This window comes from Rhodococcus ruber (assembly GCF_027270735.1).
Lineage (GTDB): Bacteria > Actinomycetota > Actinomycetes > Mycobacteriales > Mycobacteriaceae > Rhodococcoides > Rhodococcoides rubrum_A.
The window spans coordinates 633,891-652,777 of the sequence record NZ_JAPWIJ010000002.1 but is presented as its reverse complement, the minus strand read 5'-3'; the positions used below and the strand labels follow the sequence as shown (position 1 = coordinate 652,777).

General features: G+C 65.9%; 14 protein-coding genes. 6 read left to right on the top strand and 8 right to left on the bottom strand.

All coding sequences use genetic code 11. The features are described 5' to 3' along the window. Nucleotides 1-30 precede the first annotated feature (30 nt). The 4 genes from O4220_RS06780 to trmB form a co-directional block, all read right to left on the bottom strand. Nucleotides 31-2,184, bottom strand: coding sequence for an MMPL family transporter (locus tag O4220_RS06780; protein WP_332112801.1), 2,154 nt, complete (start codon nucleotides 2,182-2,184; stop codon nucleotides 31-33). Between the two features lie 134 nt (nucleotides 2,185-2,318). Further along, a complete protein-coding gene (locus O4220_RS06775; protein ID WP_269602910.1) occupies nucleotides 2,319-5,402 on the bottom strand; it encodes an MMPL family transporter in 3,084 nt (1,027 codons plus the stop codon). Then, nucleotides 5,403-6,089 carry an NYN domain-containing protein gene (locus O4220_RS06770; RefSeq protein ID WP_230596533.1) on the bottom strand — a complete coding sequence of 229 codons (687 nt, stop codon included), beginning with the start codon at nucleotides 6,087-6,089 and terminating at the stop codon, nucleotides 5,403-5,405. A gap of 14 nt (nucleotides 6,090-6,103) precedes the next feature. Further along, nucleotides 6,104-6,862 (bottom strand): tRNA (guanosine(46)-N7)-methyltransferase TrmB, encoded by a 759-nt coding sequence (trmB, locus tag O4220_RS06765; RefSeq protein WP_032405268.1) that lies wholly within the window; start codon nucleotides 6,860-6,862, stop codon nucleotides 6,104-6,106. Between the two features lie 209 nt (nucleotides 6,863-7,071). Here trmB and O4220_RS06760 point away from each other — a divergent pair, with 209 nt between their 5' ends. The 4 genes from O4220_RS06760 (at nucleotide 7,072) to O4220_RS06745 (ending at nucleotide 12,072) form a co-directional block, all read left to right on the top strand. Beyond that, nucleotides 7,072-8,121, top strand: coding sequence for a hypothetical protein (locus O4220_RS06760; RefSeq protein WP_269602909.1), 1,050 nt, complete (start codon nucleotides 7,072-7,074; stop codon nucleotides 8,119-8,121). After that, nucleotides 8,118-9,596, top strand: a complete 1,479-nt coding sequence (locus O4220_RS06755; protein ID WP_269602908.1) for a hypothetical protein — start codon at nucleotides 8,118-8,120, stop codon at nucleotides 9,594-9,596. The genes O4220_RS06760 and O4220_RS06755 overlap by 4 nt, the downstream gene beginning before the upstream one ends. 34 nt (nucleotides 9,597-9,630) lie before the next feature. Beyond that, nucleotides 9,631-9,933: a DUF6802 family protein gene (locus O4220_RS06750; protein ID WP_269602907.1), complete on the top strand. Its 303-nt coding sequence runs from the start codon at nucleotides 9,631-9,633 to the stop codon at nucleotides 9,931-9,933. A 309-nt stretch (nucleotides 9,934-10,242) separates the two neighbouring features. After that, a complete protein-coding gene (locus O4220_RS06745; protein WP_269602906.1) occupies nucleotides 10,243-12,072 on the top strand; it encodes a phosphoenolpyruvate carboxykinase (GTP) in 1,830 nt (609 codons plus the stop codon). A 57-nt stretch (nucleotides 12,073-12,129) separates the two neighbouring features. Here O4220_RS06745 and O4220_RS06740 read toward each other — a convergent pair whose 3' ends face one another. Together O4220_RS06740 and O4220_RS06735 are read right to left on the bottom strand one after the other, a co-directional pair. Continuing rightward, entirely contained in the window at nucleotides 12,130-13,008 is an 879-nt protein-coding gene (locus O4220_RS06740; RefSeq protein ID WP_269602905.1) for an ROK family protein, read from the bottom strand. 9 nt (nucleotides 13,009-13,017) lie between these two features. Then, nucleotides 13,018-13,776: a class I SAM-dependent methyltransferase gene (locus O4220_RS06735; protein WP_269602982.1), complete on the bottom strand. Its 759-nt coding sequence runs from the start codon at nucleotides 13,774-13,776 to the stop codon at nucleotides 13,018-13,020. A gap of 94 nt (nucleotides 13,777-13,870) precedes the next feature. On the opposite strand from O4220_RS06735, the gene O4220_RS06730 reads away from it, so the two are divergent. Further along, nucleotides 13,871-15,085 carry a glycosyltransferase family 4 protein gene (locus tag O4220_RS06730; RefSeq protein WP_269602981.1) on the top strand — a complete coding sequence of 405 codons (1,215 nt, stop codon included), beginning with the start codon at nucleotides 13,871-13,873 and terminating at the stop codon, nucleotides 15,083-15,085. Here O4220_RS06730 and O4220_RS06725 read toward each other — a convergent pair. After that, nucleotides 15,032-16,768 carry a hypothetical protein gene (locus O4220_RS06725; RefSeq protein ID WP_269602904.1) on the bottom strand — a complete coding sequence of 579 codons (1,737 nt, stop codon included), beginning with the start codon at nucleotides 16,766-16,768 and terminating at the stop codon, nucleotides 15,032-15,034. The genes O4220_RS06730 and O4220_RS06725 overlap by 54 nt on opposite strands. 25 nt (nucleotides 16,769-16,793) lie before the next feature. Between O4220_RS06725 and O4220_RS06720 the strand changes: the two genes are divergently transcribed. Then, entirely contained in the window at nucleotides 16,794-18,026 is a 1,233-nt protein-coding gene (locus tag O4220_RS06720) for a polysaccharide biosynthesis protein (RefSeq protein WP_269602903.1), read from the top strand. Between the two features lie 93 nt (nucleotides 18,027-18,119). On the opposite strand, the gene O4220_RS06715 is transcribed toward O4220_RS06720, so the two are convergent. Then, the gene (locus O4220_RS06715; RefSeq protein ID WP_269602902.1) at nucleotides 18,120-18,833 is read right to left on the bottom strand and encodes an aminoglycoside phosphotransferase family protein; all 714 of its coding nucleotides are present in this window, start codon (nucleotides 18,831-18,833) and stop codon (nucleotides 18,120-18,122) included. Nucleotides 18,834-18,887: the final 54 nt, after the last annotated feature.

The following is an 18,887-nucleotide window of genomic DNA, read 5'->3' as shown; positions in this document are numbered from 1 at the left end:
ACGCGGTGTGGGGGCCCGGGGGCAGGCGCGTCAGTCGTCTTTCGGGACGGTCTCGCCGAGTCCGAGCTTGCGCTGCATACGCTTCATTCCAGCCGGCGCCCACCAGCTGGCGTCGCCGAGCAGTTTCATCGTCGCAGGCACCAAGAACATGCGGATGACGGTCGCGTCGATGATCAGAGCGGCGATCATGCCGTAGGCGATGTACTTCATCATCACCAGATCGGAGAACGCGAACGCCCCCGTGACGACGATGAGGATCAAGGCCGCAGCGGTGATGATGCGTCCGGTGTGAGAACTGCCGATATGGATGGCTTCGCTTGTACTGGAGCCTTTTTCGCGAGCCTCGACCATCCGGGACAGGAGGAATACCTCGTAGTCGGTGGAGAGTCCGAAGACGATTGCCGCGATCAGCAACAGAATCATCGCCATGATCGGTCCGGGTGTGAAATTCATCCAACCGGCTCCGTGGCCGTCGATGAAGATCCACGTCAGAATGCCCATCGTGGACCCGAGCCCGAGCGTCGTCATCAGTACCGCCTTGATGGGCAGCACCAGCGATCCGAACGTCAGGAACATCAGTACCGTGACGACGATGACGACCAGTGCCGCCATGAGTGGTAGGCGGTCGACCATCGCATCGATCGAATCCCGTTCGATCGCAGGCGTTCCCGTCACCTGCATCGTCGTGCCGTCCGGAGTGTCGATGCTGCGCAGGAATTCGATGGCGGGCGCGCTGTCGTTGCGATCGATCAACCCGGCCTTGAAAACGATGATGCCGTCTTTGCTGGCACCGACAGGGGTGAATTGCTCGATCAGGCCGGGTGCGTTGTTGGCCTGGGTGGTGATGGCCCCGAGTGTGGGACCCTGCGCGTTCTGGATGACCAGCTTGATGGGCTCGGTGCGCTGGCCGGGGAACAGCTCGTCGAACTGTTCTTGCGCCACTCGCGTCGGATTGTCCGGTGGCAGATACGTTTCGTTGATTCCGCCGAACGCGAGATTGCCGATGGGCAACGTCAGGGCCAGCAGTCCGAGAACGATGGTGACGACCACCTTGATGGGATTGCGCATCACCCAGTGCGTGAGCTTGCCCCACCTGCCGTTCTCGATCTCCTCCGAGGACTTCGTCTTGCGCATGAACGCGAGGCCGAGGGCATCGACGCGTGGGCCGAGAATCGACAGAATGGCCGGCAGGATGGTGATCGCGTTCAGTGCCGCGAGAGCGACCGTCGCAATCGAACCCAGGGCGACCGACCGCAGGAACCCGTGCGGAAACAGCAGCAGGCCACCGAGGCACGCGACGATGATCGTCGCCGAGAACGCCACCGTACGACCGGCAGTCATGACTGTTCGACGGACCGCATCGGGCGTCGATCTGCCGTCGCCCAGCTCCTCTCGGAAACGGGAGACGATGAACAGGCCGTAATCGATCGCCAAGCCGAGCCCCACCAGCGACACCACCGGCGCGACGAAGGTGTTGACCTCGGTGACGTGGGTGAAGAGCTTCACGATGCCGTTGGCTCCGATGACCGTCAGCGCACCGACGATCAGGGGAAGCGCAGCAGCAACGACACCGCCGAAAACGAAGAACAGCAGCACCGCGACGGCGGGGATGGCGAGGACCTCCATGCGATGGATGTCGTCGGTCATCGTCGACTGCAGGGAGGCAGCTACTGCCTGCTGGCCGGCGACCTGCACATCGACACCGTCGATATAGAAGGCGTTCCGGACGGCCTGGAAGTTCTCGGTCAGTTCGGTGTCGTTGCTGCCGACGATCGCGATGCTCGCGATGGCGTGCTGCTTGTCGGCGGTGCCGAGCGCCGCGAGCACGGGTGCTCCCGCGGTTCTGAAATAGCTGCCGTTGATCTTCGCGATGCGGTCCGGCTGGTCGACGACCAGCGAGTCGAGGTTCTGGGTGATCGCCGCATCGAACGACGGGTCATCGATGTTCGAGCCCTCGGGAGCGGTGTACAGCACGATGACGTCGCCCTCGGTGTCACGCCCGAACGTCTCGTCCGCAAGATTGCTGGCCGCGGCCGATTGCGACGTCGGATCGTCGAATCCGCTCTGGCTCAAGTGATCCGGTAGATCCCAGCCGTACGCCGCCAAGATCGCCAGCCCAGCGACCATCACCCCGAGAACGGTGTACCGAAGCCGGTGGACGAAGTTTCCCCATCGAACGAACACGTGTGTGTGACTCCCCCTCGGTGTACGCGGCGTCGTTGCCACGTGAGTGAACTTCGACCCCCACTACGGGCGAGAGTGTAGCTTGCGCAACGAGTTGGAGAGAGGGGTCCACTCACATGCGCGGCGGCGCTCCGTCACCGTGAACGGTTGCGTTCCCTCGCAAGCAATTCGCTGACGCTGAGTACCTGGCCGTTCTCACCGCCGCGATGACGGCCACTGTCGCCGCCCTCGGTTGCGGGTGCCGCTCGACGGCCCGACGGCTTGTCCGACTCGCTCGGAGCGGATCCGTTGGTGCCGTTGCGGTCGGGCCCACGATGCTCGGATCCATTGGTGCCGTTGTGCTCGGTGCCGTTGGCGACGCGATGCTCACTGCCGTTGCTGCCGTTGCTGCCGTTGCTGCCGTTGTGTTCGGATCCGTTGCTGCTGTTGCCGTTTCGACTCGAGCTGCTTTCGTCGGATCCGTTCTGTGCAGAGCCGTTCCGTGTAGGGCCGCTCTCGCCGCGACCGTTCCGATTGGAACCGTTCACGGGCGTGTTCGGCCGACTCGGTGGCGACGCGCTGGGTGCTCGCAGATCGGCGAGCCAGCTCTCGATGGACCGTGAATCCGGTTCCTCGGCTCGAGGTGCTCGAGCCGGGCGGGGTCGGCTGGGCGGTGTTACCGGCGGACGCGGTGCACTCGGTGCGCGCGGCGGCTCGGCCGACGGAGCATCTGCAACCGGATCGACCGCCGGCACGGGCCGAACTACGCCTGCGGCCTGGGTAGGTTCGGGCTCGACGGTCGGACGTGGCGCCGCAGTCGGACGTGGACGTGATGCCGTCGGGGGCGCTGCTGGAGTTTCGCGGGTCGGCTCGGGTGGTGTTGCCGGCCGTCCCGTCACACTGCGCCTGGACTCTTCTTTCGCGGCGTGGGTCGCCCGGATAGGGCCCGAACCATGGGGCGCCACAACAGGAATGGGCTCGGTGAGCGGTTCGCTGCGCCGCGGTGCCGGACGCAGCGGCGGTGCGACCGTGGTGGACGGCGCACCCCCGGCGAGGGCGAGCTCTGGCACATCGGCGATGGGGAGGAGTTCGTCTTCGAGGATGGTCTCGCCGAGTCCGAGCTTGCGCTGAATTCGCTTCATCCACTGCGGAGCCCACCAGCAATCGTCGCCGAGCAGTTTCATCGTGGCGGGCACGAGGAACATGCGGATGAGGGTGGCGTCGATGATGAGTGCGGCGATCATGCCGTACGCGATGTACTTCATCATCACCAGATCGGAGAATGCGAACGCTCCGGTCACGACGATGAGGATCAGGGCCGCAGCGGTGATGATGCGACCGGTGTGCGATGTTCCGATTCGGATGGCTTCGCTTGTGCTGGCACCCTTTTCGCGTGCCTCGACCATGCGGGAGAGTAGGAACACCTCATAGTCGGTGGACAAGCCGAACACAATCGAGATGATCAGCACCAACACCGGAGCCATGATCGGACCAGGGGTGAAATTCATCAGCCCCGCACCGTTGCCGTCGATGAATATCCACGTCAGAATGCCCATGGTCGCACCGAGGCCGAGGACGGTCATGAGCACCGCCTTGATCGGCAACACTAACGATCCGAACGTCAGGAACATCAGCAGCGTCACGATGAACACCACGAGGACGGCCATCAGCGGCAATTTGTCGATGAGTGCGCTGATCGAGTCCTGCTCGATGGCAGGTGTGCCGCCGACCAGGACCGACGCTCCGTCCGGCACGTCGATACTGCGCAGGAAGTCGATGGCGGGTTTGGAATCGTTACGATCCACCAGACCGGCCTTGAAGACGATGATCCCGTCCTTGCTGGCACCGACCGGGGAGAATTGTTCGACCAACCCGGGAGCGTTGTTTGCCTGAGTGGTGATCGCGGCGAGGTTGGGACCCTGCGCATTGCTGATCACGAGTTTGATCGGCTCGGTGCGCTGACCCGGGAACAGGGTGTCGAACTCGCCCTGCGCGACGCGGGTGACGTTGTCTGGAGGTAGGTAGGTCTCGTTGATGCCGCCGAATTTGATGTTGCCGACGGGCAGCGTCAGCAGCACCAGACCGAGCACGATGGGCACGGTGACCTTGACGGGGTTGCGCATCACCCAGCGGGTGAGGCGGCCCCACATGCCGTTCTCGATCTCCTCGCTCGACTTGGTCTTGCGCATGAACTTCAGACCCAGTGCGTCCACTCGTGGGCCGAGGATCGCGAGCATGGCGGGCAGGATCGTGATGGCCGTCAGTGCCGCGAGCGCGACGGTGGCGATGGAGCCGTAGGCCACCGACTTCAGGAAGCCCTGCGGGAACAGCAGCAGTCCACCGAGGGACGCGACGATCATCGTCGCGGAGAACACCACGGTGCGACCGGCCGTCATGACGGTGCGGCGCACGGCCTGCGGCGTCGTATAGCCGTCGCCGAGTTCTTCTCGGAATCTCGACACGATGAACAGCCCGTAGTCGATGGCCAGACCGAGGCCGACGAGTGAGACCACGGGCGCAACGAAGGAGTTGACCTCGGTGAAGTTGGTGAACACCTTCACGATGCCGTTGGCTCCGACGACGGTCAGGCCACCGATGATCAGTGGAAGCGCGGCTGCGACCACGCCACCGAAGATGAAGAACAGCAGCACCGCGACGGCGGGGATCGCGAGTAGCTCCATACGGTGGATGTCGCCGGCCATGGTCGACTGCAGTGCGCCCGCCACGGCTTGCAGTCCGGTGACCTGCACGTCGACGCCGTCGATGTAGAAGACGTCCTTGACGGCTTGGAAGTTGTTGGTCAGCTCGGTGTCGTTGGCACCGGCGATGGCAACGCTGGCAATGGCGTGTTGCTTGTCGGTGGTGCCGAGTGCGGCGAGGTTCGGAGCAGTCGCCGTCCGGAAGTAGCTGCCGTTGACCTTCTCGATCTGGTCGGGGTGGTCGGCGGCGAGGGAGTCGAGATTGGCGACGATCTTGGACTGGAAATCAGGGTCGTCGATGGTCGACCCCGCAGGGGCGGTGTAGAGCAGGATGACGTCACCCTGCTTGTCGCGACCGAACGTGGTGTCCGCCAGACGGGCAGCCTGGGCCGATTCCGAGGTCGGATCGTCCCAACCGCTCTGACTGAGATGGCTGTTGAGATCGAGACCGTAGGCTGCGAAGCCCAGCAGCCCGGCCACCATGACACCGATAACGGTGTACCGCAGCCGGTAGACGATGTCTCCCCATCTGGCGAACACTTAAGAAACTCCTTGGCGCCCGACGAGCAGGGCGGACAGCGGTCGGAAGGGCTGCAGCCACGCGCCCTCGTCGGGGAGCGAATCGAGACTCACCCGTGGCAGTGGCTCACGGAACACGCCCGGGATGTCCTCGAGATCGAGGAATTCCAGGATGTCCGACGTGACAGCCCAGCTTGCGTGCTCCCGGAAGCCGAGTACCTGGACCGGCACTCCGGTTGCTGCGATGGCCTCCAGCGGGCCCTTGAACGCTTGACCGTCGGCGGACGCGACCATGACCCCGGCGAGGCCGCCGTCACGGTTGCGGAAGTCGATGTGGTCGAGCATGTCGGCGTCGACATCGCTGTCTTCGTCGACCTTGGGCTTGGCGAACACCGCGAAGCCCACGTTACGCAATGCTTCGACCCAGGGTCGGACGACATCGGCGCTACCGGGAGCAATATTGGTGAACACCGTCGCCTCGGGTTCGAGCGTCGCGGTGCCCGAGGTGGAGAGTTCGGCGGTGCGGCTGAGCAGCCAACGGCCCAGTGCATCGAACCGTGGGCGGTAGGCGGCGGTGGGTCTGCCACCCAGAATTGCGCCAAGCCCCATGTCCAGGTTGGGGGCGTCCCAGACCAGCAGCACGCGCTTACTGTGGCGCGATTCACCGATCGCGCCGAGTTCGGAGGGGTCGACCACGGTGTCGGGCATGTCCGTACTGACGCTCATGCTGTCTTCTTTCCCCAGATCAATTCCGTCACCGAGCTGCCGACCAGCTGTGCTTTGCCCTCGAACTTGGTCACCGGCCGCTCGTGCGTCATGGGCGATTCCCAATCGAGAACGGTCAAGCCGGGTTCGGCGTTCCCGGCCTCGGCAATCCACTCAGCGTATTCGGCATGGTCGGTGGCCACGTGCAGAACGCCGCCCGGCTTCAGTCGGTCTGCGATCATCGCGAAGGTCGGCCCTTGCAGCAGGCGACGCTTGTGGTGGCGAACCTTCGGCCAGGGATCGGGGAAGAAGACCCGGACTCCGGTCAACGACTCCGACGACAGCATGTTCTCGAGTACGTCCATTGCGTCACCGCGGAGCAGCCGGATGTTCTCGATGCCTTCTCGTTCGATCTGCTGCAGCGTCTGGGCCAGGCCGGGACGGTAGACCTCGACGGCCATGAGGTTGACGTGCGGCTCGGCCGAGGCCATCGCCGTGGTGGCCGTGCCGGTGCCCGACCCGATTTCGAGAATCGCCGGTCCACTGCGGCCGAACCAGGCGTCGATGTCGATCTGCTCGTCGGCGACATCTCGGCCGATTCGCGGCCACAGACTGTCCCAGGTGGTCTGTTGAGCCTCGGTCAGCGCTCCACGCCGAGAGCGGAAGCTCGTCACTCGTGGGTACAGCCGTGAGCCCCGTTCGTGGGTGCGCGCTGCGTTCTCCTCGGTGTCGACAGAGGTGTCCTGAGACTCGTTCACGGCTCCATTGTCGCGCATCGACGGGGCGTGTGACACGTGGGTCTCGAGTTGAAGTTGAGACTTGGCGTCCTGCCGCTGATCAGGGGCAGGAAGCGCGGGGCTAATTACAACGGTGCAATTCTCCGGGACGGGTCGTACAGCTCACAGATGTGCCAGAATCGGTGCCGCAGCAGGGGGCTGTGCGCCGCGTCCGGGGGCAGACGGCGGTCGTTCTGGGGGGATCGAACATGAGCGTGGCGGGTTTCGGCCGATTGCGTGACCGCACCGCAGCGAGCTCGTGCGAGGGACCGGTGAACGACGATGCCCGGGAGGCTGTCGACACCGCGCTGCAGGATCGACTGCGCCCGGTGATCGTGCGCGTGACGGGTCGAACCGGAGTGGGCAAATCTGCGATCCTCGCGATCCTCGAATCGACACACCTCGACGCGGACGGCCTCGATGTGCGGGTTCGTGAAGACAGCGGCACCGACAGCACGGGCTTCGACGTTCTCGTCTACGTGATCGCAGGCGCGGTGTCGCCGGTCGACACCGCGTTCCTGAGTTCTCCTACCGGCGGCGCGTCGGACAGGACGGTCGTTGTGCTCACCAAGGCGGACACCCTGGACGATCCAGCGGCAGCGGCTGCGGCGGCCTCGCAACAGCTCGCGCGGACGGTGCTGCCGGTGATGGGTGCCACCGCAGCGGGACTGCGCGGCACGGGGCGACCCGGTGTGTCGCTCGTCATGGCCGATGCGCGCGCCGTCGCTGCGAGCGAGGTGGGCCCGGCAGACCTGCTGACCGTGGATCGCTTCCTCGCCGCCGACATCACCGTCTCGACGCGTCGCCGAGAGGCACTGATCGAGTGCATCGAACTGCGCGGCGCGGCCCTGCTGATCGACGTGCTGCGCCGGCGAACCGCTGCGTCCGACGGTGATGCGCTGCGTGAGCTGACCGATGCCACCGGTGTCGACGCGGTGGTGGCCGGGGTGTCGACGGCGGTGTCGGCAGCCGCAGCGGGGCGCGATGCGGACCTGCACCGGAGCCTGCAGCAGATCGGCGCTCGGCATCGACAGGTGCGCGGTGCCGTCGAGTCGTACCTGGCCTCGGACGAGGCCGTGGCAGCGGAAATGCGCTGCGCTGCTTTGCATTTGGGCGTGCCGATCGAGACCGGGTCCGAGCAGGTCGTGGTGGAGCAGGCAGCACTGTGGAAACAGCGCGCGGCCGCCGCCGGGGACTCGGGAGTGCGTCGGTCGGCGCTCGCGTTGTGTCGGGGCTACGTGCGGATGCTGCGGCGATGACGCCGTTGTCGGAGGACATGAAAAGCGTTCTTCGGCGCTGGAACTCGGAGGCTCTCGACCGGATCGCCCGGGCGCGCGAGAGCCGACCTGCTGGGGTGCACCTCACCGGCACGGCCGGATCGGGGAAGTCGGAACTGCGCCGCGAGCTGTCCCGACTCGGTGGCATCGAATTCTCGGATTCGGTAACCGACGCAGCCGTCGTGCTGATCGTCGTCGACGCGTCGGCTCCGGTCGGCCGTGTCGAAATCGAGCGATGGCGAGGGGCACTCGAATCCACGCCGGTCGTGTTCGTGGTGAACAAGATCGACGTGCACAGGCACTGGCGTGAGGTGATGACCGCCGACGGTGACGTGGTTGCCGAGTGTGTTCCGCGAGCGGTGGAGTGCACGTTTCACCCGATCTCGGTCCGGTTGGCACGGGTGGGGAGGGACAGTGGCGACGCGGCAATGTGCGCCGAATCCGGCTTGGAGGCTGTGACGGACCGGCTCGGCGCACTGCTGCTGGACGCCGCGGCTCTGGGATCGCAGCGTAAATACGCTGCAGCGGTGCAGGATTGCGCTGTCGGAGCCAGGGCGTCGATCGTCGCGAAAGCACGGGCAGTGACCGCGGGTAGCGACTCCGTTCCACTTCGGGCGCGGCGAGCTGCTCTGGTCGGTGAACGAGAGAGCCTCGGTGTGGATCGGCGTGCACTGTTGCACAATCGGATTCAACGGGTTCGGGTGGAGTTGCTCCATGCCGCCGCGGAGGATCTTCGCGAACTGGGCGTCGAGGTGCGGCGGTCGATCGACGGGGCCCGGCGGGCCGAGCTGAAGCACCTGCCCGCGCACGTCGCCGAGTCGGCGCGAGGTGCGCAGAGTCGAGCCGACGCTGCGCTGACCGCGGGACTGCGAGCGGTGGAGTCCGATCTGGGGCTCGACCCGACGGTGGCACAGGCGAGCATGGAGGACGCGTCGCTCGACATCGAGGCACCGTCGCGGCGGCGCGGCATCGAGGACGCCATCATGATCGTGGTCGGGGCGTCGGCTGGGGTCGGCCTCGGACGCTTGATCGTCTCCCCGTTGGCGCTGGTGCATGCATGGGCGCTGGCCAACACCGTGATCACCCTTGTTCTCGGCGGTGCGCTCGCGTGGTGGTTGACGCGGTCGCGGGCGCTGGTGGCCGATCGGACACACCTGCGGAGCTGGACGCAGGAGTGCCTGGCCCGGGTGAAGTCCGCGGTGGAGCAGCGGCTGCTCTCGCGCATTCTCGAAGCCGAGTCCGTGCTCGCGGCCGCCGTCGCGATCGCGGACCGGGAGGCCGCGGCCCGCATCGATGTCGCGCTTGCCGAGGTGGATGTCGAACTGCGCAGGCTTGCCGATCACCGATCGGCGCTGCTGTCGGCGTGCGATCGCGATCTCTCTGCACTCGAACGGGGGCTGGAGCGATTCCGCGGTCCGGTGGAACCGTTCGATGTATCCGTGCGTCGGAGTCAGTAGGTGCAGTGTCGGTCGAACTGGGTGAGGGGCGTCGATGATCGCGGTGGATGGCTTCGCGGCAGAAGGTTTTCCCACGGATGACGTGGCGCAACACGAGTTCGACGCGGGTGCGCCCGTGGTCGCGGCTGATCTCTTGGATCTCGACGGCGACGGTCACTACGAGACCACCGTGCGGCATACCGATGCCGGGATCACAGTGGCGACCGACGTCGACGGGGATGGTGTGACAGACAAGTTCACCGCCTTCGGACGTGACGGCCAATACCGAAGCTGGGAGATTTTTCGCGAGGCGAACGGTATTGGCAGGGGTGAAATGTCCGATTCGGGCGAGCTGTAACGCCACGGCACGGACACCGCATCGCCCCTGGTCGAGGCCTTCTTGCGCGGATCTTTCCCAATCTGAATCGGTCTTGTGACCAATCGGACAACACCCTGTTTCTGGATTCACGTCGCTCGGCGTTAACCTGATGAACAGGACATCCGGCGCTCGGTCCTCGGCTTGCCGTACCCAGTAACATGGTGTACTGCAGCTCGAACGGTCGAGCAGCGCCCCGCCGAGAGGGGAAAACCGAGATCAACTCGTGCGTGCTTGCCCACAGCGATCGTGCGAATTCTTCCCGGTTCCGGCTAACCCCAGGAGAGTTAGATGACCTCAGCGACCATTCCCGGTTTGAGCGGCACCGACAGCGTGCCGACTCGACACAAAGAACTGCTTGCCTGGGTTGCTCAGGTAGCCGAACTGACCGAACCGGATTCCGTGGTGTTCGCTGACGGATCCGACGCCGAGTGGGAGCGCCTGACCGACAAGCTGGTCGAGGCAGGCACCTTCACTCGTCTCAACGACGAGAAGAAGCCCAACTCGTTCCTCGGCAACTCCGATCCGTCGGACGTCGCTCGTGTCGAATCGCGCACGTACATCTGTTCCAAGGAAGAGATCGACGCAGGTCCCACCAACAACTGGATGGACCCGTCCGAGATGCGGACGCTGATGACCGATCTCTACCGCGGCTGCATGCGCGGACGCACCATGTACGTCGTTCCGTTCTGCATGGGCCCGCTCGATGCCGCCGATCCGAAGCTGGGCGTCGAGCTCACCGATTCCGAATACGTCGTCATCTCCATGCGCGTGATGACCCGCATGGGTCAGGCCGCGTTGGACAAGATCGGCGAGGACGGGTTCTACGTCAAGGCGCTGCACTCGCTCGGCGCACCGCTCGCCGAGGGCCAGGCCGACGTGCCGTGGCCGTGCAACGACACCAAATACATCACGCACTTCCCCGAGGACCGCGAGATCTGGAGCTACGGATCCGGTTACGGCGGAAACGCTCTGCTGGGCAAGAAGTGCTACTCGCTGCGTATCGCCTCGGCGATGGCCCACGACGAGGGCTGGCTCGCCGAGCACATGCTGATCCTCAAGCTGATCTCGCCCGAGGACAAGGCCTACTACATAGCGGCGGCATTCCCGTCCGCGTGCGGCAAGACCAACCTCGCGATGATTCAGCCGACCATTCCGGGCTGGCGTGCCGAGACCATCGGCGACGACATCGCGTGGATGCGCTTCGGTGAGGACGGTCGTCTCTACGCCGTCAACCCCGAGTTCGGTTTCTTCGGCGTCGCGCCCGGCACCAACTGGGACTCGAACCCGAATGCGATGAAGACCATCGATCAGGGCAACTCGGTGTTCACCAATGTCGGCCTGACCGATGACGGAGACGTGTGGTGGGAAGGCCTCGAAGGCAAGCCCGATCACCTCATCGACTGGAAGGGCAACGACTGGACGCCAGAGTCCGGAACCGATGCCGCACATCCCAATTCGCGTTACTGCGTGCCGATGGCTCAGTGCCCGTCGATGGCTCCCGAGTGGGACGACCCGCAGGGCGTGCCGATCTCGGCAATCCTGTTCGGTGGACGTCGCAAGACCACCGTTCCGCTGGTGACCGAGGCTCGCGACTGGCAGCACGGCGTGTTCATGGGAGCCACCGTCGGATCCGAGCAGACCGCTGCCGCCGAGGGCACCGTCGGTACCGTCCGACGCGACCCGATGGCGATGCTGCCGTTCCTCGGCTACAACGTGGGCGATTACTTCCAGCACTGGATCGACCTCGGCAAGAACGCCGACGAGTCGAAGCTGCCGAAGGTGTTCTACGTCAACTGGTTCCGCCGCGGCGACGACAAGCGCTTCCTGTGGCCCGGATTCGGTGAGAACTCGCGCGTGCTCAAGTGGATCGTCGAGCGCATCGAGCACAAGGCTGCCGGCATCGAGACTCCGATCGGCGTGGTCCCCACGGCCGAGGCACTCGACATCGACGGTCTCGACACCACCGTCGACGACGTGGCCGAGGCACTCGCGGTGAACACCGACGAGTGGAGGGCAGAGATTCCGCTGATCCAGGAGTGGTTCGACTTCGTCGGCGAGAAACTGCCGACCGGAATTCAGGACGAATTCGACGCCCTCAAGCAGCGTTTGGGCGCGTAGTATTCACGACACGGAACGGGGCTCACCGAGGGGTGGGCCCCGTTCTGGCTGTGTGGGTCAGGTCGTAAGAGCGGCTGCCCCGGACAGGGTTCCCATGCCACCGAGTGCAGCGGGCACTACGTGCAGGCCGTCGAGGAATGTCAACCGGGCGTGCAAGGCGATCGACTCGTGTATCGGGTCCCACAGCGGCGGGCCGGCCTGAGCGAAGCCGCCGCCGATCACCACCATGCGAACGTCCGTCAGCGCGACGGCCGAGGCAATCGCCTGGCCCAGAGCAACTCCGGCGCGCTGCAGCGCGGTGATGGCGCGTGGTTCGCCTGCGGCGGCGTCCGCGGCCAGTTCGACACCAGTACTCCCCGGCCACCCCTGCTCACGTGCCCACCGCACCGCCGACGGCCCACTCGACACCGTTTCGACGCACCCGATTCCGCCGCACGCGCAGGGCGTCGTCGAACCGGGGACGACGATGTGGCCGATGTGACCGGCATTGCCGCTGGCTCCGGCGACGATCCGGCCGCCCAGCACCAACCCGCCGCCGATGCCGGTCGACACGACCAGGCTCAGTACGTCGGGCACCCCCACGGCGGCACCGAAGCGATACTCACCCAATGCCGCTGCGCTGCCGTCCATTGCCAGACGTATTTCGGCATCGGGAAGCACGGCGGCGATGTGCTCGCCCAAACCGAATCCGTTCTTCCACTCGTCGATGTTGATCGGGGCGACCGATCCGGTCTCGAGGTTCACCGGCCCGGAGCAGGCGACGCCGATGCATTCGACGGTGTGGCCTTCGGCGACGTCACGCAGCAGCGCCGCGCACACCGCCCATACCCCGGACTCGGGAGTCGGCACCGTGACCGGGTTCTGCGGTCGACCGTCCTCGCCGACGAGTGCCGCTGTCATCTTGGTGCCGCCGATGTCGAGCGCGAGTGCCGTCATCGATCCAGGTTATGCGCTCGGTTCGAGAACGAGGACGAGATTGCTGCCGAGGAACTCGCGGAATATCGGAACGCGCATCATCCACCATGCCCAGCGTGGGTGGTAGCGCGGAAATGCAGCGAGCAGCGTTGCGTTGGGAGTGCTTCGTGCCCAACGCAATCCGTCCGAAGCGCTGATGTCGAACAGTGATTCGCCGAAGCGATTCTTCGGTTCGTGTCCGGTCTTGCGGGCGTAGCGGCGGGCCGCGTATTCGCCGCCGAGATAGTGCCAGGGCCGGGTCTCGTGGCCTCCGAACGGGCCGAACCAGATGGTGTACGAGAGCACCGTGAGACCCCCGGGTTTGGTGACACGGAGCATCTCCTCGGCCATGGTCCATGGCTCGCGTACGTGTTCGGCGACGTTGGACGAAAAGCAGATGTCGACGCTGTTGTCGCGAAAGGGCAGTGCCATGCCGGAGCCGCGCACCGAACCGGGAATCTGCAGTCCCGCCGCATGCATCTCCGAGGCATCGGGTTCGACGGGCAGATAGCGTGCGCAGCTCGCTCCGAACACCTCGGCGAAGTAGCCGGGTCCGCCGCCCACGTCCAACACCGTCGCGGCAGACATGTCCGTGCCGGTCAGACCCCGGTACAGATCACCGATCAGCTCGACCGAATCGCGCGCCAGGGCGCCGTAGAAGATGTCCGGCTCGCTCTGCTCGTGGCCGAAGTCCTTCAGTAGCTTCACCGAGCGGCGCAGTGTCGCGCGAGAGGCGAACAGACGTGTCACGGCGGAAGTCACGAAAACGAACCCTAGCGGTTACTGTGGCAGCGGTAATCGACGGCGGTCGAGACGAGCATGCGGAAATTGGGTGAAGCGAGCTGTGCGCGAGGTTCTGTTGCTGTGCTGGCGCGATACCGGGCACCCGCAGGGCGGCGGCAGCGAGCGTTACCTCGAGCAGGTAGGCGCAGGTCTGGCTCGACGCGGCGTCCGCGTCACGCTGAGGACGGCGTCGTACCCCGGAGCTCCCGCCGAGGAGATCGTCGACGGCATCCGCATCAGCCGAGGTGGCGGCCGCCTGTCGGTGTATCCCCGCGCATTGGCCGCCATCGCGGCCGGGCGACTCGGTTTCGGCCCGCTCAAAGACATCGCACCCGACGCCGTGATCGACACCCAGAACGGCATTCCCTTCTTCTCCCGTGCCGCGCTCGGCGTTCCCGTCACGTTGCTGGTGCACCACTGCCATCGCGAGCAGTGGCCGGTCGCAGGACCGATGATGGCCAAGCTCGGCTGGTGGCTCGAATCGACGGTGTCTCCCCGAGTGCACCGTCGTAATCAGTACCTGACGGTGTCCCTGCCGTCCGCGGACGAGCTGATCGCCCTCGGCGTCGACCGCGAGCGCATCGCCGTGGTCCGCAACGGGGCCGACGAGATCCCGCAGTCGGTCCCCGAGGGTGACGAGCGCACCCGCACCGCGTATCCGTCGCTCACCGTGCTGTCCCGGTTGGTTCCGCACAAGCAGATCGAGGACGCTCTCGACGTCGTCGCGGCCCTGCGCGGCCGGATCCCCGACATCCACCTCGACGTCATCGGTGGCGGCTGGTGGGAGCAGAACCTCCGTGACTACGTGAGCCAGCTGGGGATCGAGCAGTACGTAACCTTCCACGGCCACGTCGCCGAGGAGCGCAAGCACCAGCTGCTCGGCCGTTCGTGGGTGCACGTCATGCCCTCGCGCAAGGAGGGTTGGGGCCTCGCGGTCGTCGAAGCCGCCCAGCACGGCGTTCCCACGGTCGGCTATCGAAGCTCCAAAGGGCTGACCGATTCGGTCATCGACGGCGTCACCGGTGTTCTGGTGGGCGGACAGTCGGTCGAGGACCGCGACGTTTCGGGTCTGACCGCTGCCGTTTCGGAGCTGCTGCAGGACGTCGAAGCCCGCACTCGTTTGGGTGAGAAAGCGCGCGTCCGCGCGGGGGAATTCTCCTGGGAGCAGTGCGCAGAAGGCGTCTACTCGGTGCTCGACGCGACGACGCGTGGAGCGTGGTCGTCAGGGTTGGTGGGTGCGCAGCACTCGGATTCGGCCCAGCAGTCCTATCGCTAGACCTCCGAGGAGCAGCAGCGCCCAGGCCAGGTGGGCGACAACGACGGCCGTGTTCGATCGGCTCTCGGTGAGGACCGGATCGGGTACTCGGTAGAGCGTGAGCTGCTCGTCCTCGTACACGGCGTCCAACAGGTCCAGCGTCTGCGCGGAGTCGCCCAGCTCTCCGGGGGTCGTGTTCTCCACCAGCACCCAACCGACGCCCAATTCTGCGAGTGTCTCCGCGGATTCACCTGCGAGAAGAGCATTTTGGACGCCGGTGGCGCGAGTGCCCTCGCCCCGCACCGTTCCGCCCGCGACGATGAGCTCGCCGGTCTGCAACACGTCCAGCGGCAACATTCGCGGCGCAGGATCGAGAACGGGTGCAGTGCCGCTGTAGGGGAAGCGGCGGAACATCCCGGCCGGTAGTACCGCAACATCGCCTGCGCTGCTCTGTAATTCGGCTGCGACCACCTGCCAGGACGCCGGGTACGCCACCGGCCGCATCGAGTTCCCGACGCCCCAGGCCAGGTCGGGTAGTGCGATCAGTAGGGCCAATATCGCAACGACGCTGCCGAATCGGGTGCGCTGGACCGCGCTCAGCGCGGTTGGCTGCACCGGATTCGGTCGACGCCGGGGAGAAAACGCAGCCGCGGCGGCCAAGGCATAGATCGGCATCGCCAGCGCGACCCATTTCTGCGAGTCCCGGAGCAGACCGGCACCGGGCAGCGTCTCACCCAGTGCACGGGCCGCTGCCAGCCCCGGCCCCGTCGCTGCCAGCGCAGGGGCTGCGATGGCGAGCAACGCAACGACAGCGAGTCCCAGGACCACCGGATTTCTTCGACGCCTGATCAGCGGCCGAACACCGAACGCGACGACGATCAGCAGCAGCGCCGTGCCCACGAACGCGAAAATGCCTGTACGGGAGACGGGTACGGCATCGGAATTCCAGATTCCGCCGAGGCCGGCCAATGAGCCGAGGGTGCCGAGGCCAGGCTCCGCGCGAGCCGCGAACGCTGCCCACCCCGCCGGATCCGTCTGCTCGACGCCACTGCCGGACACCGCTGTCGCCACCAGCCACGGCGCCGACGCCACCACCGCCAGTCCGAGGAAACCGAAAACGCGCAGGCCGCGTCGGGCACCCCCGGGGAGGGCGAGAATCACCAACGCAACGGTCGCGGCAAGCAGCGCGCCGGTGGGAGTGAGGCCGGCGGCAGCGAGGCAGACGGCAAGAGCCCACCAGGAACGAGCCCGCCTGACTGCGAGTGCGGCGACCACGGTCCAGGGGAGGGCGGCGTAGCCGACGATCAGACTCCAATGTCCTTGCAGCAGACGCTCGGCGACGTAGGGGTTCCACATCGCCACGGTCGACGCGACGAGCAGCGCGGGCAATGGGGCCGTCGGCAATACCGCCCGAGCCATGACGGCGGCGCCCCAACCGGCCAGCCACAGCGCCAGCAGCAGGATGATCTTGACGACGAGACCACCGTCGAACACCGTCGTCAACGCTGCCATTGCGGCGTCCTGCGGGACGGCCCGCGCGGCCGCGTCGGCGATTCCCCAGGCCGAGTCGGTGAAGTAGGAACGTGGAGTACTGACGGCGTCGCGCAGCAGGAGGTAGCCGGGGCCCAGGAGTGGCCCGAGAATCACCAGCGCGAGCAGCAGACTGTAGAGCGGTGGCGTCCACCTCGACCTCGACCGCGCCATGATCGGCACCCTATACCGTGGGCTCATGTCTTTCCGCGCCTCGTCCGAGGCAGACCACACGCCGGGTGCGTCGGTCGCCGGGATGGGGATGGTGACGGCCGGTTCGATGTTCGCGAACGTTGCGGCGTATCTGCTGCAGGTGCTTGCGAGTCGGATGCTCGGCGTCGAGGGTTACGGCGAATTCGCGAGTCTGCTTGCTGCGCAACTGGTTCTCGCTGTTCCGGCGTTGGCGTTGCAGTCCGTCGTCGCGCGTGAGGTGGTGCGCGGGCGCAGTTCGAGGGAGTTGCGGACCGTCGGGTATCGGTGTGCGGCGGTCGTGGGCGTGCTGGCGGTGGCGCTCGCTCCCGCACTGTCCGCCGCCATGGACATCTCGATGGCCGCAACCGTGTCGGCGGTCATCGCGGCACCGGTGTTGGTGCTGCTTGCCGCCGAGCAGGGGCTGTTGCAGGGGCGGGGGCGCTTCGGGGCTCTGAGCCTCGTGCTGGCTGCGGCCGGTTTCGGCAAGGTGGCACCCGCGGTGGTGGTGCTCGCACTCGGCGGCGGACCCGGTTCGGTCCTCCTGGCGACGGCGGCCGGAATCGGCGCGGTGGCCATCGGTGCGCGATGGACGGCAGGCGTGCCGGTGAGCTCGGTGTCGGAAACCAAGGTCACCGTCCTGGCCGTACTGCAGGCATCCCAGGTGCAATTGGTGCTGATCGCGATGTCGGCACTGGATCTGGTCCTTGCTCGTACTCTGCTCAGTAGCAACGAGGCCGGGCTGTACGCCGTCGGTGCCGTTGCGTCCAAAGCGGCGTTCTGGTTGCCGCAGGCCGTAGGGGTGGTGCTGTACCCGCGAATGGCGAACCCCCTGCATTCTGCGGCCGCGGTGCGCTCGGCTCTGGCCGTCGTCGCCGGTCTGGGCACGGTGCTGGTGATCGGCGGGGCACTGGCGTCGCCGTTGCTGCCGCTGGTGGTCGGCGACACGTATTCCGGTGTGCAGAACTATGTCTGGCTGTTCGTGTTGCAGGGCGCATGTCTGGCCGTGTTGCAGAGCGCTCTGCTGTGGGCCATCGCAGGCGAGCGCACCCACCTTGCTTTTGTCGCCTGGTTCGCCCTCGCCGCCGAGGTGTTGCTGTTGCTGTTCGTGGCCTCGACGCTGGCCCAGTTCGTCACCGTCGCCGCAGCCACCGCCGCGGTGACCATGGTGGTGGTGTGTGCACTGGTGTTGTGGGAAGGGCCCGTCAGTCGGCAGAGGGACGGATCTCGCTGGGGATCTTGAAGTCGACCCGTCGTGTGCGTTGCGCCCATATCGAAAGGTCTGTTCGCAGTTCCGGTTCGGAAGGCATTCGGCTACAACGGAATCCGAAGTCGCTCAAGGTAGGGGCGCACCGGTGAAGTCCTGCACCAAGGACCTGGCGTAGTTGGGCTCGGGTACCCAGCACGTGGCGATCTCCCACGCCAGGTTCGCTCGGAGCTCGGTCGGCCCGACCGGTAGATCGAAATGAGGCTGGTCTACCCGCGCTTCGTCCCAATCGATCAACACGCAGCTGCCGTGCTCGTCGATGATCGCGTTGCGGGCGCTTGCATCGCCATGGACAACGCATGTGGCGGACGGCTTCCGTGCACGTCTCCAGGCATCGACGATCTGGCCGGCCAAAACGGTCGGCATAGCGGTCAGGTTCACGTCGCCACCGACTTGGAGTACCGGGAGATCGATCGAACTCGCCGACCCTGGGCGCTGTGGCCAGCCCACGGTGACAGCGTGGACTTTTACCAGTGCGTCGGTGATCCGAGAGTCTTTCGGTTCGGGGTGCGAGCCTTCCACGTACTCGTAGACGTGCCAGCCGTCGACGTCCACGTCGCCCGCCGCTGACGGAATGAGCACAGGCACATGGATGCCGCATTCGTGGAGGTGGCGCAGTAGGTGCCACTCCCAGGATCGGGAATCCGGACTGCGACGTGAGTGCCGGATGACAACGCGGACGCCGTCGAGCTGTCCGGACCAGATGTCGTTTCGCACACCACCGGGCAACGGGCCGTCGACTACGAGACCCGGCCAACACGACCGTACCGATTCGAGGAGCATCGCAGAGTTCGGTCCCCGTCCCTGCATAGACGAGTGGCGTGGTTGTGTGCATTC